The sequence below is a fragment of the Chryseobacterium shigense genome, assembly GCF_014207845.1.
GTDB lineage: Bacteria > Bacteroidota > Bacteroidia > Flavobacteriales > Weeksellaceae > Chryseobacterium > Chryseobacterium shigense_A.
This window is the reverse complement of the sequence record NZ_JACHLC010000001.1, coordinates 1,899,242-1,913,830: the sequence shown is the minus strand read 5'-3', so window position 1 is coordinate 1,913,830 and position 14,589 is coordinate 1,899,242. Positions and strand designations below refer to the sequence as shown.

General features: G+C 36.3%; 17 protein-coding genes and 1 riboswitch. Of the genes, 12 read left to right on the top strand and 5 right to left on the bottom strand.

The genetic code is table 11. The features are described from left to right. Window positions 1-66 precede the first annotated feature (66 nt). Window positions 67-246: riboswitch (cobalamin riboswitch) on the bottom strand. 53 nt (window positions 247-299) lie between these two features. The 3 genes from HNP36_RS08805 to HNP36_RS08795 form a co-directional block, all read right to left on the bottom strand. Next, window positions 300-1,097, bottom strand: coding sequence for a hypothetical protein (locus HNP36_RS08805; protein ID WP_184158354.1), 798 nt, complete (start codon window positions 1,095-1,097; stop codon window positions 300-302). Window positions 1,098-1,268: 171 nt separating this feature from the next. Then, a complete protein-coding gene (locus HNP36_RS08800) occupies window positions 1,269-1,931 on the bottom strand; it encodes an ATP-binding cassette domain-containing protein (protein WP_184158356.1) in 663 nt (220 codons plus the stop codon). A 395-nt stretch (window positions 1,932-2,326) separates the two neighbouring features. Continuing rightward, window positions 2,327-4,474: an endonuclease MutS2 gene (locus tag HNP36_RS08795; RefSeq protein ID WP_184158358.1), complete on the bottom strand. Its 2,148-nt coding sequence runs from the start codon at window positions 4,472-4,474 to the stop codon at window positions 2,327-2,329. A gap of 59 nt (window positions 4,475-4,533) precedes the next feature. Here HNP36_RS08795 and HNP36_RS08790 point away from each other — a divergent pair, with 59 nt between their 5' ends. The 4 genes from HNP36_RS08790 (at window position 4,534) to HNP36_RS08775 (ending at window position 7,173) form a co-directional block, all read left to right on the top strand. Next, window positions 4,534-5,043, top strand: a complete 510-nt coding sequence (locus tag HNP36_RS08790; RefSeq protein ID WP_184158361.1) for a GNAT family N-acetyltransferase — start codon at window positions 4,534-4,536, stop codon at window positions 5,041-5,043. Continuing rightward, window positions 5,044-5,895, top strand: a complete 852-nt coding sequence (locus HNP36_RS08785; RefSeq protein ID WP_184158363.1) for a hypothetical protein — start codon at window positions 5,044-5,046, stop codon at window positions 5,893-5,895. A 104-nt stretch (window positions 5,896-5,999) separates the two neighbouring features. Further along, window positions 6,000-6,524 (top strand): hypothetical protein, encoded by a 525-nt coding sequence (locus tag HNP36_RS08780; protein WP_184158365.1) that lies wholly within the window; start codon window positions 6,000-6,002, stop codon window positions 6,522-6,524. A 7-nt stretch (window positions 6,525-6,531) separates the two neighbouring features. After that, complete coding sequence (locus HNP36_RS08775) at window positions 6,532-7,173, top strand: uracil-DNA glycosylase (RefSeq protein WP_184158367.1); 642 nt, start codon at window positions 6,532-6,534, stop codon at window positions 7,171-7,173. Here HNP36_RS08775 and HNP36_RS08770 read toward each other — a convergent pair. Both HNP36_RS08770 and HNP36_RS08765 read right to left on the bottom strand, forming a co-directional pair. After that, window positions 7,160-7,666, bottom strand: a complete 507-nt coding sequence (locus HNP36_RS08770; protein ID WP_184158369.1) for a hypothetical protein — start codon at window positions 7,664-7,666, stop codon at window positions 7,160-7,162. The genes HNP36_RS08775 and HNP36_RS08770 overlap by 14 nt on opposite strands. A gap of 10 nt (window positions 7,667-7,676) precedes the next feature. Next, window positions 7,677-8,168, bottom strand: a complete 492-nt coding sequence (locus tag HNP36_RS08765) for a DUF456 domain-containing protein (RefSeq protein ID WP_184158371.1) — start codon at window positions 8,166-8,168, stop codon at window positions 7,677-7,679. Between the two features lie 122 nt (window positions 8,169-8,290). Between HNP36_RS08765 and HNP36_RS08760 the strand changes: the two genes are divergently transcribed. The 8 genes from HNP36_RS08760 (at window position 8,291) to HNP36_RS08725 (ending at window position 14,342) form a co-directional block, all read left to right on the top strand. Beyond that, window positions 8,291-9,559, top strand: a complete 1,269-nt coding sequence (locus HNP36_RS08760; protein ID WP_184158373.1) for a mechanosensitive ion channel family protein — start codon at window positions 8,291-8,293, stop codon at window positions 9,557-9,559. Window positions 9,560-9,740: 181 nt separating this feature from the next. Next, window positions 9,741-10,460: a pyridoxine 5'-phosphate synthase gene (locus HNP36_RS08755; protein ID WP_184158375.1), complete on the top strand. Its 720-nt coding sequence runs from the start codon at window positions 9,741-9,743 to the stop codon at window positions 10,458-10,460. A gap of 13 nt (window positions 10,461-10,473) precedes the next feature. Next, on the top strand, window positions 10,474-10,878 hold the full coding sequence (locus tag HNP36_RS08750; protein ID WP_184158377.1) for a hypothetical protein: 405 nt from the start codon (window positions 10,474-10,476) through the stop codon (window positions 10,876-10,878). Window positions 10,879-10,884: 6 nt separating this feature from the next. Further along, the gene (locus HNP36_RS08745; protein ID WP_184158379.1) at window positions 10,885-11,670 is read left to right on the top strand and encodes an alpha/beta fold hydrolase; all 786 of its coding nucleotides are present in this window, start codon (window positions 10,885-10,887) and stop codon (window positions 11,668-11,670) included. A gap of 116 nt (window positions 11,671-11,786) precedes the next feature. After that, window positions 11,787-12,032, top strand: a complete 246-nt coding sequence (locus HNP36_RS08740) for a microviridin/marinostatin family tricyclic proteinase inhibitor (protein WP_184158381.1) — start codon at window positions 11,787-11,789, stop codon at window positions 12,030-12,032. Window positions 12,033-12,074: 42 nt separating this feature from the next. Next, complete coding sequence (locus HNP36_RS08735; RefSeq protein WP_184158383.1) at window positions 12,075-12,305, top strand: microviridin/marinostatin family tricyclic proteinase inhibitor; 231 nt, start codon at window positions 12,075-12,077, stop codon at window positions 12,303-12,305. Between the two features lie 82 nt (window positions 12,306-12,387). Continuing rightward, window positions 12,388-13,341 (top strand): MvdC/MvdD family ATP grasp protein, encoded by a 954-nt coding sequence (locus tag HNP36_RS08730; protein WP_184158385.1) that lies wholly within the window; start codon window positions 12,388-12,390, stop codon window positions 13,339-13,341. Continuing rightward, window positions 13,338-14,342 carry an MvdD family ATP-grasp ribosomal peptide maturase gene (locus HNP36_RS08725; protein ID WP_184158387.1) on the top strand — a complete coding sequence of 335 codons (1,005 nt, stop codon included), beginning with the start codon at window positions 13,338-13,340 and terminating at the stop codon, window positions 14,340-14,342. The genes HNP36_RS08730 and HNP36_RS08725 overlap by 4 nt, the downstream gene beginning before the upstream one ends. The last annotated feature ends 247 nt before the right edge of the window (window positions 14,343-14,589 follow it).

Sequence of the window (14,589 nt, the reverse complement as noted above, 5' to 3'; positions counted from 1 at the left end):
AATAACAGGAATCATAAGAGTTCCTGAAGCAGTCCATCAGATCAATAAACTTCAGATCGCGAAAGTTTCTTGTGTAAAGAAATAGGCAGGTCTCCTGACTTGTAACATCTTGTATCTCCTTCCCGTGCCCTGCACAGTGGATCTTTGATAAAGACTTCAGTTACTTACAGTTGCGCGACAGTCCGTGATTTTCACACGGTTCCCTTTTAATCTGCGGTAAGCAGAACCAGTTTCTGTGATGAATTAGCGTTACACTTTTTCAGTTGCAAAAATAGGAATATTACAGAGAAAAAAGGCAATTATTCCGGACTATTGTAAATAATCTGGCTCATTACCTTTCCTTCCTTGATGGTCCAGAGCGTAACATACCTGTTTTCACCGGAGCCGTTAATCATATAAAGGTAGATATGATCATTGTCGAGCGCTGTTACTCCAACATTATTGAAATCCATAGTAGGCTGGAACATATTTTTAATCGCTTCCCTTACAAAAACGGAACCTCTTCCCGGCTGCTGAACCCTGATGGATTTGATTTCCGTCATACCTTCAGGAAGCGCATCCTTGATTCCCCACGGCTTTATCTTATCTATAGTAAGAATTTTTCCGCTTGCATCCTTTTCCTGCTTTCTGTACCCTGCATTGGAAGGATAAACATCAATAACGACCTTCGTTCTTTGGGCTGTCGGGATTTTTGGATTGCTGTTATCTGTAAAAATAAGTGACTTTCCGTTCTTGGATTTTGAAGGAGTAAATTGCGGAAGCTGGTCTATAAAGGCAATTCGGCCCTTATTTACCATTCCTTCCTTCTCAAGGTTTTCGTATCTCACAAAAGGTTTTTCCTCATCCTGCTTTTCAGGATATTTGATCCATACCCATTCCGTTTCTCCCGGAGCAGGCTTTACATAAACAAATACATCACCTTTACGCATCCGGATTTTGTCTACGATTTTTCTGTAGTCATCCTTGTGGACACGTACGTTAGCATAACCTTCTTCAGCTTTTACAACACCAAAAGGAACTTTATTCTGTCCCTTAACAAATGCTAAGGAAAAAAGACTGAAAGCGGATAGGTACAATGCCTTGTTTATGGAAATCATTTTTATGAAATTTTTTAATCCTTCAAATATATAAATTAAATGCTTTTTGCTCTGTAAAATATAATGGTATTTGATTAAAACTATCAATTTTTTCTGAAAAATAATATAAAACTCTTCATGAGAATCTTATTTTATAATTTTGAGAGTAATTTTTAAAAATCTTAATATATTTCAGCTTTTTGGAAGATAATTAAATTGCTGTAGCTCTTTAACATCTTTTATCCTTCTCAGATAAGTTTCAGACAGAAGATAAATATCATCAGCTATATCTAAAATGATACTGTAATTGTGATCAGAGATAATGATTCCTTTGTTTTTTGATTGGGCTTTAATGATTGTTTTCAGTTCATCTACAGATTTTGGAGAAACCCCACTGAAAGGTTCATCCAGAAGAATAAATGCTGAGTCGCAATGTGTAATAATTAAGGTTTCAACAATTCTTTTCTCGCCGCCTGAGAGATTCCTGACAGTTTTATCTAAAAATGGCTGTATCATTTTTAAACTGTACAGAACTTCTGTATTTTCTTTGGTACAGAACAGAGGAATAAGCTTTTGGATCTTGCATTCTTTGGGAAGAAAGGAAGACCGTTGTGGCAGATAAGCAAGTTTGTTTTTTCTGTCAGACTGGTTTTTGAGAATAGAATCATTAAATTTAATAAACTGTGTATCTCCTTTTGCTGTTCCGAAAATAATTTCCATCAGGGTAGATTTTCCACTACCGGATGGACCAAATAGCGCAGATATTCTTCCTGTTTCACAACTTAAATAAACATCCTGGAGGATTTTTCTCTGGCCGAAAGATTTGGTAACACTGTCAACGTGAAGCTTGTTCATAAGAATTTAGTGATAATTTTAAGAATTAAACCTAACGATACAGTGAGCATCCACAAAAAAAGTTTTGAAAAACCAAAATGGGCATAGAAAAAGTATTCACTTTTAAGTCTGATATCATAGATAAAGAAATGGAGAAGCGGAAAGATCAGGAAAAAACAAAGCCCAAAATTTTCAATACTGAACTGACTTAAGAAAGATATCAAAAGTGAAAATAAAACAGCAGGAATGATTAGTTTTTTATAAAAAATCCAGAGAACTGATAAATCTTTATCCATAAATCAAAAGTAAAAATAAAATCCGGCTGTATAAAATTAATACCTGAAGAAAATAAAATAACGCTGAAAAAAATCAGCGCTATTTATCAATTATTTTAAAAGTTATGGAATTGTGAGTGATTAAATCCTTTCCAGCTCATCCGCATCAATCGTCGTCTTAAATGTCCCGTAGTTCACGATTACTTTATTCTTGGAAATTTTTTCAATAGTTCCCACACTTGTGCTTCCCGGGATACGAACACGCTGGCCTTCTTTCATCCAGACGGCGCGGTCTGTCTTACGTTTTTCTTCCAGTTTTTCGTTGGTTTCAGCAATCTTTTCAATCACTTCTTCCTTTTTAAGCTGTTGCGTAATCTTTCTTTTAACGACCTGAAGACGTTTTGATTCATCCTTATCAGCACCTATCTTTCTGAATTTTTCCTGTTCAAGCAGCTTTACAAAATCCTTCACAACATCTTTTCTGGATTTTCCTTTCACATAACTGTCTATAAATGTTTCAATCTTGTTTCCAAACTGAAGCTTACGGTGTTCCTCCTCATACAGCTTTTGGAAATTGAAAAGCTTTTGTTGCAGCTGGTCATTCAGTTTTTGCAGGTTATCACGTTTATCTTCTACAGATTCTTTTCTTTCTGCAAGATCGGTTTTCAGTTTTTCAACCTCAAATTTTTCCTGCTGAAGTTTCACAATGGTCTTATCCAGGTTCACAATATCATGTTCCACTTTCTTTTTGGCAGCATGAATAATAAATCTTGGGATTCTGTTTTTCTCTGCTACTTCAAAAGTAAATGAACTTCCTGCCTGTCCCACTTCCAGCTTATACATAGGTTCCAGCGTTTCTTCATCAAAAAGCATGGCGGCATTTTCAGCATGAGGCAGCTGTTCTATTACCAGTTTGATATTCGTATAGTGTGTGGTAATAATGGCAAAGCTCTTTTTATCATAGAAATATTCCATGAAACTTTCCGCCAGTGCACCACCAAGTTCAGGATCAGATCCTGTTCCGAACTCATCAATAAGAAGCAATGTATTACCATCAGCTTCGCGGATAATTCCGGACATTTTCTTAAGCCTTGATGAATAGGTAGAAAGGTGATTTTCAATCGACTGGTTATCACCAATATCAGTCATGATCTTTTCAAAGAAGAACATTTCAGACCTTGGATGTACAGGAACTAAAATTCCGGTCTGGATCATCAGTTGGAGTAACCCTACTGTTTTCAGGGTGATGGATTTTCCTCCCGCGTTCGGCCCGGAAATACAGATGATTCTGTTTTGATCCGTTAAACTAAGGGTTTGTGGGAAAATAGTCTTGTTTTCCGCTTTATTTCTCAACCATAACAGTGGATGGAATGCATCTTTCAGCTTTAATGTTCTGTGACGGTTGATCTTCGGAAGAATTCCGTTGACAAGCTCTGCAAATTTAGCTTTTGCTCTGGTAAGATCAAGATCAAAAATATAAGCCTGGTATCTCCAGAGCTGAGGCTGGAATTCCGCCAGTTCTGAAGTCAGTTTTCTGAGAATCTTGTCTATCTCTTTCTTTTCTTCCTCTTCACTTTCACGGAACTTGAAATAGTGTTTTACCACACTGTCCGGCTGAATATAAGTAATGGAACCTGTTTTTGAGATTCCCAGAACTCTTCCTGCCACTCTTTTCTTGAATCCGGATTTTACGGCTAAAACCCTCATGTCTTCAATAATCGTTTCCCGGATATCATCCAGAAAATCACTTTGTCCGTAATTAAATAAGGCCCGGTTGAAGTTTTCCTGAATAGCCTTTTTAGCCACCTGAATTTCAGCACGAAGCTCTTTCAAAACAGGAGAGGCGTCACTTTTTACTTCTCCGAAGCGGTTAAATACTTTGTCTACCTTGTCAATAATCTCTTTCTTAAATTCAAGTACAGAAACATCTTTGATCAAAGTAGGGAACGTTTCTGGCATGGTTGGGAAAAACTTCTGAAGTTTTCCTATCTGCTCTGTTAACATTTTTATCTTAATGAAAGCACCATTTTCCAATCGGTAATTCTCAATCAGCATTAATTTCAGCTCATTTTCGATATCTTCATATTCATCGAACGGAATTGCATTTGAACTTTCAAAACTCGAAAGATATTCCGACGTTTTTTTCAGTGAAAGTTCCGCCTCGTCAATTTCCATCGGACGAAGTTGAAGAATTTTTTCTCTCGTTTTCGGAGAATACGCAAATGGAGAGATCTCCGCGAGCAATTGCGGAAACTCTAATTCGTTTAAATCTTCTTTATTTATATACACACTGCAAATTTAGTGAGAAAATGTGATTATTATGTATATTTGAGATATTTACAAAATTAATGATACAAACTGAACGATTACTATTAAAAGAAATCAATGAAAGCTACGTTGAAGATATTTTGCGGATCAGAAGTAATGAAGTTACCAATCAATTTGTGAAGAGAAATTCTCCGAAAAACAATTATGATGCGTTGCAATTTATTTTAACTATTAAAGAAAGAACCAGGAATAATCAAACATTTTATTGGGGAATTTCTTTAAAAGACCAACTCAATCTCATCGGAACGATTTGCCTCTGGAATTTTTCAGAAGATAGAAAAATAGCGGAAGTAGGTTATGAATTGTTACCCGATTATCACAGAAAAGGAATTATGTCCGAAGCATTAAAAACTGTATTAGATTATGGGTTTAATGAACTGCATTTACAGGAAATTTTAGCTTTTACGAATAAGCTCAATGAAAATTCTAAAGGACTTCTGTTAAAGCATCATTTTGTTTTGGAAGAAGGGAGAGTGGATGAAGGTTTTCCTAATAATTTGGTTTTTAGTTTGAAGCAATCAGATCAATAGATGAAATTAGGAAGAAAGAAAAGATTGATGAATGAATTTTACAGGCAACTGAAAGAAAAGTTTCCTCAGGTTTCAGATACTGTAGTAGAATTGACTGATTCTATTCACAGCAATAATTGTATAAGAATAAATGTTTCCGATCATGAAGATCAAACCCTTAAAAAATTAGCTGAAGAATTTGAATATAAGATCAATCATACCTGTTCCAAATGTGGAAGAGCAGGGGATTTTGCTGATCCTTTCTGTGCCAGATGTTATTACAGGATAAAATGTAAATATTCTGTGAAGAAAATCAACCCAGCAGGCTTTTCTGTATTTAAAAATTTTTATCGGAGAAATAAATGGGTTACTGTAAAATGGAATAATCTTGATAGAGTGGAATTATCAGAGTTTGATACAGTTTTACGTATTAATTTCTTTTTAAAGCCTGAAAATATTTTCAATAGAAAAACAGATTGGGATGAAAACAGCTTTTCCGTATTTGAACTTGAACAGGGTTTTTATAAATTATTGAAGAATGTACCGGATTATTTGTTTTCTGAAAACAACCTATATAAGAAAAATGAAATACTGACTTTAGAAAGTTGTGGAATTTGTGGTTATATTGCAAAAAGTAAAAATCAGCCTTGTTTTGTTTGTGGAGAAAGATATTTACATGACTCGGATCTGTCGGAAAGAATGAAACAGAAATATTCTTCAGCTTTTGAAATCAATAAATCTTCACAAATACATTATTGCCTGCAAACTCAGAAGAAATACCGCTATCCAAAAAGAGAAAAGGAATTTATAAAAGATCATCAGCATAAAATTTTATTTTCAAAAGATGAACTGCAGCAAAAACAGGAAAATTAAAAAGCTATTGATATGAAATTTAAATTCTTTATATTTTCTGATGTAAGACAGAAGTTTGATATTGCCTTTTTTTAATTTATATTTGATTTTTTATCAGGCTAATCATGAAAAAAATTTTAACAGGTATCATTGTACTGGCTGCTATTTTGTTTGTCATTCTTCAGGTATTCACGTGGTATAACGGAAACAATATCATGAGCAATCAGGCTGTACTCAAAATTTATATGGATATAAAAGATGAAGATATGGATGAATATTTTGGGGTGGAAAAAGGAACGTATAATAAAGATAACCATATGATTGTTTGCAATCTTCCTGTTCAGCCTGCTCCATTTAAACAGTATCAGCAGGTAGTTGACTTTGATATTAACAGTATTGACTGTAATGAAAAATATACCAAAGGAGACTATGTTAAATATGATGAAACGGAACTTAATGATGATCAGAATGCAACACTCTTCATTGTTAATAAAAACTATTCACATCCGGTAGGAATGGCAGATAATCAGCTGGAAAAAGCCAACAGTAATATTGTTGCTACAAGACAGGTACATCTTGATTATCAGATGGCAGCAATCAATCATATTGTTTTAGCCAAAGACAGAGTATATGAATATTGTAATAAATAAATAAGAAATGACCTGGACAGAAGTTTTAGCCCCCATAAAAAATACAGAATACTTTACCGGCCTTTGGGAAAAAGTAAAGCAGGAATATGCAACCACAAAAGTTTTCCCACCGAAAAACCAGATATTCAGAGCATTGGAAATTACCCCTTTTGATGATGTGGAAGTGGTAATTATCGGGCAAGACCCTTATCATAACGATTACCAGGCTAATGGTTTATGTTTCTCAGTTTCTGAACAGGTTACCGCACCGCCATCCCTTAAAAATATTTTCATAGAACTGAAAGATGATTTAGGGGTGGTAAGAACGTCCAAAGAACTGGATGATTGGGGGAAACAGGGTGTTCTGTTATTGAATGCTACATTAACCGTTCGCGCCCATTCACCAAACTCTCATAAAGATCTGGGCTGGGAAAAGTTCACAGATTTTATCATTAAAGAAATTTCAGATAAAAAAGAAAATGTGGTTTTCGTTCTTTGGGGAGCTTTTGCACAGAAAAAAGCCGAACTAATCAATCCGGCCAGGCATTTTATTTTAAAATCTGCACACCCGTCACCATTTTCTGTTCACAGAGGATTTTTTGGGAGCAAACCTTTTTCGAAAATTAACGAATATCTTGTCTCAAAAGGGAAGAAGCCTATTTCGTGGTAGAAGAAGCTTCGTCAGCTTTTGTGATTTTTATTCCGATTTTATAATTGCCTTCGAGAGCTTTTGCGCCTCCGTCCGATTTCGGAAACGGGGTTACTTCTTCCAGTGAAACAGTATATCCGTTGAATTCCTGTGACTGATGGAGATTTCTCCCTGCATTGTCCATAGTGGCAAGACTTAAGGTCACTGGTCTGGAGGTAGTACTCATTACCTCTACCTGTGCTATGGCAACACCTGCCCATATGCAGTTTACACCTTCAGGACAACGGCTGTCCTCGGAAATACCTTTGAAAGTGACATTCATTTCGTATTCTTTCAGGAACTTATTTTCTCCTTGAGTAAAATAAATGATTCCTCCTTTTTGTAACGGAGACTTAGTTCCCTGTTTACTGGCAGTTGTTCCGGCTTTTGTGTCCGGAGTTTTCGTTTTCTTTTGGGCATTGCATCCTGCTAAGGTCAGCATTCCCAGACTGATGATAATGGCTTTATGGAACATAATTTCTTTTTTAAATAATATCAAGCATATCTAAAACTACTACCAAAAACATTGCCACACCTACCACAAAGCTGAAACCTGTTCCGTAAATGAAACCGATAAATGCCCCTTTAGTGGATTGTAAGGCCTTATTCATATCCTTGCTGTCATGAAGAAGTTCCCCGATAAATACCCCGGCAAACATCCCGATCAGAAACCCTAAAGGTATAGGAATAAAAATCCCAACGATAGTTCCAATGATTGATCCTATGCTTCCCCAGCGTGTTCCCCCATATTTCCTGTTGGTTTTTGCCGGAATCACATAGCTGAGCACCGCAGAAATTGCCGTAAGAATCCCGAATGCCCATACATAAATCATTGGCAAGTCAGCATTTGTCCCGAATTTATAGATCAGAAGGCCGCAGATGCTTAGTAAAAGCCCCGGAAGTACAGGTAAGAAGGTTCCAAGAATTCCGAGAACCAATAAAATAAGACAGAGAACATTAATTAAGGTTGTATCCATTCTTTAAAATTATCAATGCAAGATAGGAAAAAAGAAAATTTGCCGGAACCTTTTTGATATTTGGGATGAAAATTGATTGTCAATAGTAACATCATCATTCTTAATTTTATAAATTTGCTGTAATGAAAGACGAGATACAGGATACCAAAAGCTTTTTGCAGGAAATAAGCGATCAGCTTTACATCTATATCAGCCAGGTAACGCCCGGCGGTATGGATTGGGTTGTACATATTATTGTTAAGCTGGGACTTTTATGTGCCGTATTTTTAGTGGTGGATTTTATTTTTAAATTCCTTATTAATTTTGTTTTCAGATTTTTCCGTAGCGATGAAAGATTTCCGATTATACGGTCCATCTATCAGTCTAAGATCTCCAATTCTGTAGCCCATTTTGCTGCACTTCTGGTTGTTGGAGCTATTCATCCTTCCATATTTCCTGCAACAGCATTGCCTAAAACAAATATTTTCATCAATAGAGCTATCAATTTAGGATTGGTGCTGATTCTTGCCGGAATGCTTTACCGTTCACTGACGGGTTTCAGATACTTTTTCACCATCAAGCAGGACTTTTATAAGATCATGGCACTCAATGCCATTTCAGAAACCGTAAAGATTTTGGGAATCTTTATTTTTTCTGTAGTAGGGCTTTGTGTTATATTTGGGATCAAAGGAACTACCATTGTCGGAAGTTTGGGAGCTATTACTGCCGTGCTGGTCCTTGTTTTCAGGGATACAATTTTAGGTTTTGTAACAGGAATCCATGTGGCTACCTCTAAAAATATGAAAGTAGGAGATTGGATAAGCATTCCAAAATACAGTATTGAAGGGAATATTACAGATATAAGCCTTCTGACAACAAAGATCACCAATTTTGATAAAACCGTTTCAACAATTCCTACTTACGATTTGCTTACAACGGAGATCAAGAATCTTCAGGTGATGTCCGAATCCAATACACGAAGAATCAAGAAATCTATTTATTTCAATATCAATTCTTTTAAATTTCTGAATAAGGAAGACATTGAACGTTTGAAAGAAATCAACCTGATCTCAGATTATCTGGAAGAAAAAACACTGGAAATTGAAAAAGAAAAACAGAATCTGGAACATAATGATAAAACCATCAACGGAAGACAGCTTACCAATATTGGGGTATTCAGGTATTATGCCCAGAAATATATAGAAAATGATCCTGATATAGACCAGAATGGGGCAAAAATGGTCCGTCAGCTGGATATTACCCCTCAGGGACTTCCCCTTGAAGTGTATTGCTTTGCCAATGATTCCAATTGGGAACACTTTGAGCAGATCCAGGCAGATATTTTTGATCACCTGCTGGTGGCTTCAAAAGAATTTGACCTTCAGGTAATGCAGGTGAGTGTGAAAGTTTAAGAATAGAAGTTAGATATCAGAAGTTAGAAATTAGAAATTAGATAATTCATACGTTTATAGCAAATGAATTATAAATAATTGATATCTGGTATTTAACATCTCAATAAAAATAATAATGTGATACGGAAGTAGACTGGAATACTAATTTCTAACTTCTGATATCTAACATCTCAATAAAGAAATGACAAAACTAAGCGTAAACATTAATAAAATTGCGACATTAAGAAATGCAAGAGGAGGCGAAACGCCAAGCGTAACAGAAGCAGCAGTGAAGATCCAGGAATTCGGAGGACAAGGGATTACCATCCATCCTAGACCGGATGAAAGGCATATTACAAGAAAAGATGTCTATGATCTGAAGCCTTTGGTTACCACCGAATTTAATATTGAAGGAAACCCGCACCGCTCTTTTATTGATATGGTTCTGGAAGTAAAGCCGGAACAGGTAACGCTGGTTCCCGATGCCGATGATGCCATTACTTCCAATGCAGGTTGGGACACCAAAAAGCATTTAGACTTTCTTACAGAAATTATTGCAGAGTTTAAAAATGCAGGAATCCGTACTTCCATTTTCCTTGATCCTTTGCCGGAACTTGTAGATTATGCTGCAAAAACAGGGGCAGACAGAATTGAACTGTATACTGAAGCTTATGCAAAAAATTATCTTGTGAATAAAGAACAGGCTATTAAACCTTTCTACGATACTGCAGTTGCGGCTACGGAATTCGGATTGGGAATTAATGCCGGCCATGATCTGAGCCTGGAAAATTTAAAATATTTTGCAGATAATATCCCGAACCTTCTTGAAGTTTCAATAGGGCATGCCCTGGTTTCCGAAGCATTGTATATGGGACTTGAAAATACAGTTCAGGCTTATTTGAAACGATTGGCAAAATGGTAATTAATTAAATGGAATGAGCGAATTTTGTACACCCTTACCTGAAGACAGGAAGAAATATATTAAAGATTTAGGAAGCATTTTAGTAGGAGATTACGGCAAAAAAGAATTTTATAAACCTGAAGAAATAAAAAAGGCCAATCAGAAAACTTCATGGGCCAATGGAACAAACGGAGCCGATTATTCCTGTTGGGGAATGTCTGTTTTTTCTTCACATGAGGATTTTGATTCCTATCATCAGGCTTCAGGAGAAATCTGTGATTATACTGAAATGAAGCAAACTATGCTGGAAGGCATTTCTTCGGATGGGCTTAATTTTGTTTTTCCAGAACTTTCCGATACGGAAATTGATTTGTCCTGGCTGGATCTGGGGGATATTTTTCAGGGAATCGGAGAATTTTTTTCATCATTTTTAGACTGATACATTATGGATAATAACATACTTAATTCAAAAATATTCGGCGAAAACCTTACCGTTACGCCGCTTCTTGTATTCCACGGACTTTTTGGAATGCTTGACAACTGGGGAACCTTTGGAAAAGACCTGGGCGAATACCTTCCGGTTCATTTAATAGACTTGAGAAATCACGGCAGAAGCTTTCATTCCGAAAGCATGACCCATGATGACCTGGCCGATGATATTGCCCGTTATATGGATCATTACGGTATTCAGAAAGCCCATGTTCTGGGACATTCCCTGGGTGGAAAAGCAGTCATGCAGTTCGCCCTGAAATACCCTGAAAGAGTTGAAAAGCTTATTGTGGTAGATATTTCTCCAAAAGCTTATCCTCCGCATCATCAGGGAATTATCAAAGCCCTTGAAACGGTAGACTTCAATACGGTTAGTTCAAGAGGAGATGTTGAGGCTATATTAAGTCAGTATATTCCTGAAAAATCTACTATCCAGTTTTTAGCAAAAAACCTGTATTGGGATGATAATAAAAAGCTGAACTGGAGATTCAACCTTAAAACTTTATCTGAAAAATATAACGAATTTGTTTCCAATGCAGTGAAATTTGGAGTTTTCGAAGGTGATTCCCTGTTTATCGCAGGTGAAAAATCAAATTATATCCTCCCGCAGGATGAATATGGAATCAAGCAGCAGTTTCCAAAAGCTAAGATTGTTACGGTAAAAAATGCCGGACATTGGGTGCAGGCAGAAAATCCGGTTGATTTTGCAATAGTTGTTAAGGATTTTTTAGGTTTGAATTAATTTAATTCTGTCTTTTTGTTGTTTAAGTTAAAATTTTCTTAAATACAATATATTATTTCCCCGGGTATTGAATTTTTTGTACTTTAGTTTTACATAAAAACTAAATATAATACCTTATGGAAAAGAAAAACTCAAAAAAACCGTTCTTTGCTTCGTTTTTAGAAAAACAGATCAATGATCCTGAGAAAATTCAGGGAGGTACAGTTACTACACCTACCACAGATGTTCTTACCGTACCGGCAAGAGATGTTGTTACCACATCACCGTTTCTTGATAATGCTACCACACCGTTAAAAGACCAGGTGGTAACAATGAAGTACCCGTCCGACAGTGATGAGTCCGGAGAGATAGATATTTTGTAAGTCAGAACTATAAAGAAAATCATCAACCAAAACTAAATTATTATGAAAGACAAAAATTCAAAAAAGAAGCCGTTTTTTGCATCATTCCTGGAAAAGCAGCTTAAAGATCCTGAAACTGTTAAAGGAGGAACAGGTGTCATTACCAATGCTTTGCAGGATTCAATCACCAAGCCGTCTATTGATGTGGTGACTTCCCCTAAAGACGACATGATGCACACAATGAAATATCCATCTGACGGAGATGACGATGCTCCTGTTGTTCAACTGGATTAAGACGTGACTTATTAATCGTATTAATACAATCATACCAAAGGAAACTTACCATTAAGTTTCCTTTTTTAATAAAAACCGGCAAATGATCCTCTGCATTACCCACTCAAACGATTTTTATAATATCGATCTGTTTTTTGACTATCTGGCTTCTAAAAATATTCAGTACTTCAGACTGAATTCTGACCGGATAAATCATTTTCAGAAAATCAGTGTCAGTGAAGATTCTTTTGAACTTACAGATGAATTCGGAAATACCATTCATTCTAAAGATATTAAAGGAGTATGGCACAGAAAGGCATGGGGAATAAGTACTCCTGAAGAACTGGATGAAGAGTATAAAAAAGTATTCCTGAGCGGGTACGGAAACCTCCGGTATAACCTGATCACCATTTTAGAAGATGTTCCCTGGATCAATCCTTATGAAAACGAAAGAAAGATCGATGGTAATAAAATGCTTCAGCTGAAACTGGCCAAAGAAAGTAATTTAACCATTCCAAAAACCATTTTTTCAAATGATGCTGAGAAGATTAAGGCCTTTTTTTATGAATTTTGCGATGGAAAAGCAGTGGCAAAACTTCACAGCCTTACCGCAAAGACCATGAACGGGGAAAATCTTATCTCAACCATGATCATTGAAGAAGATACCCTTGAACATATTTCAGATATTGCTTACTGTCCGATGATCTTTCAACCCTATATTGACAAAGAATATGAATTAAGAATTGTCTATATAGCCGGGGAGTTTTTTGCAGGAAAGATCAATAACAGCGAAAATGCAGACTGGAGACTGGCGCAGGGAGATTACGTCTGGACAGCCTATGAACTTCCGGAAAATGTAAAAACCGGGCTTTCTTACATGATGAAAAAAATGGGACTTTACATCGGAGCTATAGACATGATTAAAGGAAAGAATGGGGAATATTATTTCCTTGAAGTAAATCCTCAGGGAGAATGGGGAATGCTTCAGAAAGAGCTTGGTTTTCCCATCGCAGAAAGAATTGCCGATAACCTTATAAAAAGAATCAATAATCCATGAATAAAATATTAATTATTACCTATACCCAGGATAATTTCTCAATCGAAAAAGTAACGGAATACATTGAAAAGAATGGCTGCGAAGTCATCCGTTTTGATGTGGATCTGTATCCTATACAAAATAAACTGTCAACCATTTATCAGGATGGAGAATGGATAAGTACTCTTGAAACCAAAGACACGAAATACCGTGTAGACGATATTGCCGCAGTTTGGTACCGAAGAGCTTACAACATCGGAAATGGAGTAAAAGAAGAGATGGATAAAAAATTCTATGGAGCCGCAATGGGCGAGATCCGGAATACACTTTTCGGGTTTATAGAATCTGTAGATGCTTATGCATTAGGGAAGCCGGGAGTTTACAGAAGGCTGGACAGTAAGGAAGAACAGCTTAAACTTGCCGTTAAATTAGGCCTTAAAATTCCCGAAACCTGCATAACAAATAATCCCGAAGAAGCAAGACAGTTTATCCTTAAACATCAAAATGTAGTCGCTAAAATGCAAACCGGCTTTGCCATTTATGAAGACGGGGTGGAAAGCGTGGTTTTCACCAATGTCGTGAGCGAAGATAAGTTGGAAGAACTGGATACACTGGTATATTGCCCGATGCAGTTCCAAAAGAAGATTGAAAAGAAAAAAGAGCTTAGGGTTACTGTTGTAGGACAGGATGTTTACGCCTTCGAAATAGATTCCCAGCAATCTGAGGATGCCAAAGTAGACTGGAGAAAAGACGGAGTCAATCTACTCTCTAAATGGGTCAGAACTGAACTTCCTGCTGATATTGAAGCAAAACTTCTGGAACTTTTAGATATTTATAATGTAGATTATGGTGCAATAGATATTATTGTTTCCCCTGAAGACGAATATTATTTCATAGAGATCAATGCTGCAGGAGAATTTTTCTGGCTGGATAACCTGACGGAAGGAAACCTAATCTCCAAAAGCATCGCGGATGTTCTCTGCGATAAAGCTCCAAGAAGAAATAATATGGTTATGGCTTAAAAAACATTATAGCTATTACAACAAAAGTCACAAAAGTGTTTAAAAACACTTTTGTGACTTTTCCGTTTTTTATGATTTAAAATGGACTGTTTTTGAACCACCCCGTCAAAAATTCTTTGAATTTTCGCCACCCCTCCAAAGGAGGGGAATTCAGATTCGCCGGCTTTTTAATAATATTGGTTAAATTAGGCGGAATTCTGCTTTAAAAATCGCAAATTTGCACAGGTAGTTTTTCATAGAATCTTTA

Coding starts and splice junctions, on each gene's coding strand:
- HNP36_RS08800 (WP_184158356.1), bottom strand. CDS start 1,931: ATGAACAAGCTTCACGTTGACAGTGTTACCAAATCTTTCGGCCAGAGA.
- HNP36_RS08740 (WP_184158381.1), top strand. CDS start 11,787: ATGGAAAAGAAAAACTCAAAAAAACCGTTCTTTGCTTCGTTTTTAGAA.
- HNP36_RS08765 (WP_184158371.1), bottom strand. CDS start 8,168: ATGGATACAACCTTAATTAATGTTCTCTGTCTTATTTTATTGGTTCTC.
- HNP36_RS08755 (WP_184158375.1), top strand. CDS start 9,741: ATGACAAAACTAAGCGTAAACATTAATAAAATTGCGACATTAAGAAAT.
- HNP36_RS08750 (WP_184158377.1), top strand. CDS start 10,474: ATGAGCGAATTTTGTACACCCTTACCTGAAGACAGGAAGAAATATATT.
- HNP36_RS08730 (WP_184158385.1), top strand. CDS start 12,388: ATGATCCTCTGCATTACCCACTCAAACGATTTTTATAATATCGATCTG.
- HNP36_RS08735 (WP_184158383.1), top strand. CDS start 12,075: ATGAAAGACAAAAATTCAAAAAAGAAGCCGTTTTTTGCATCATTCCTG.
- HNP36_RS08725 (WP_184158387.1), top strand. CDS start 13,338: ATGAATAAAATATTAATTATTACCTATACCCAGGATAATTTCTCAATC.
- HNP36_RS08780 (WP_184158365.1), top strand. CDS start 6,000: ATGAAAAAAATTTTAACAGGTATCATTGTACTGGCTGCTATTTTGTTT.
- HNP36_RS08785 (WP_184158363.1), top strand. CDS start 5,044: ATGAAATTAGGAAGAAAGAAAAGATTGATGAATGAATTTTACAGGCAA.
- HNP36_RS08745 (WP_184158379.1), top strand. CDS start 10,885: ATGGATAATAACATACTTAATTCAAAAATATTCGGCGAAAACCTTACC.
- HNP36_RS08775 (WP_184158367.1), top strand. CDS start 6,532: ATGACCTGGACAGAAGTTTTAGCCCCCATAAAAAATACAGAATACTTT.
- HNP36_RS08770 (WP_184158369.1), bottom strand. CDS start 7,666: ATGTTCCATAAAGCCATTATCATCAGTCTGGGAATGCTGACCTTAGCA.
- HNP36_RS08790 (WP_184158361.1), top strand. CDS start 4,534: ATGATACAAACTGAACGATTACTATTAAAAGAAATCAATGAAAGCTAC.
- HNP36_RS08760 (WP_184158373.1), top strand. CDS start 8,291: ATGAAAGACGAGATACAGGATACCAAAAGCTTTTTGCAGGAAATAAGC.
- HNP36_RS08805 (WP_184158354.1), bottom strand. CDS start 1,097: ATGATTTCCATAAACAAGGCATTGTACCTATCCGCTTTCAGTCTTTTT.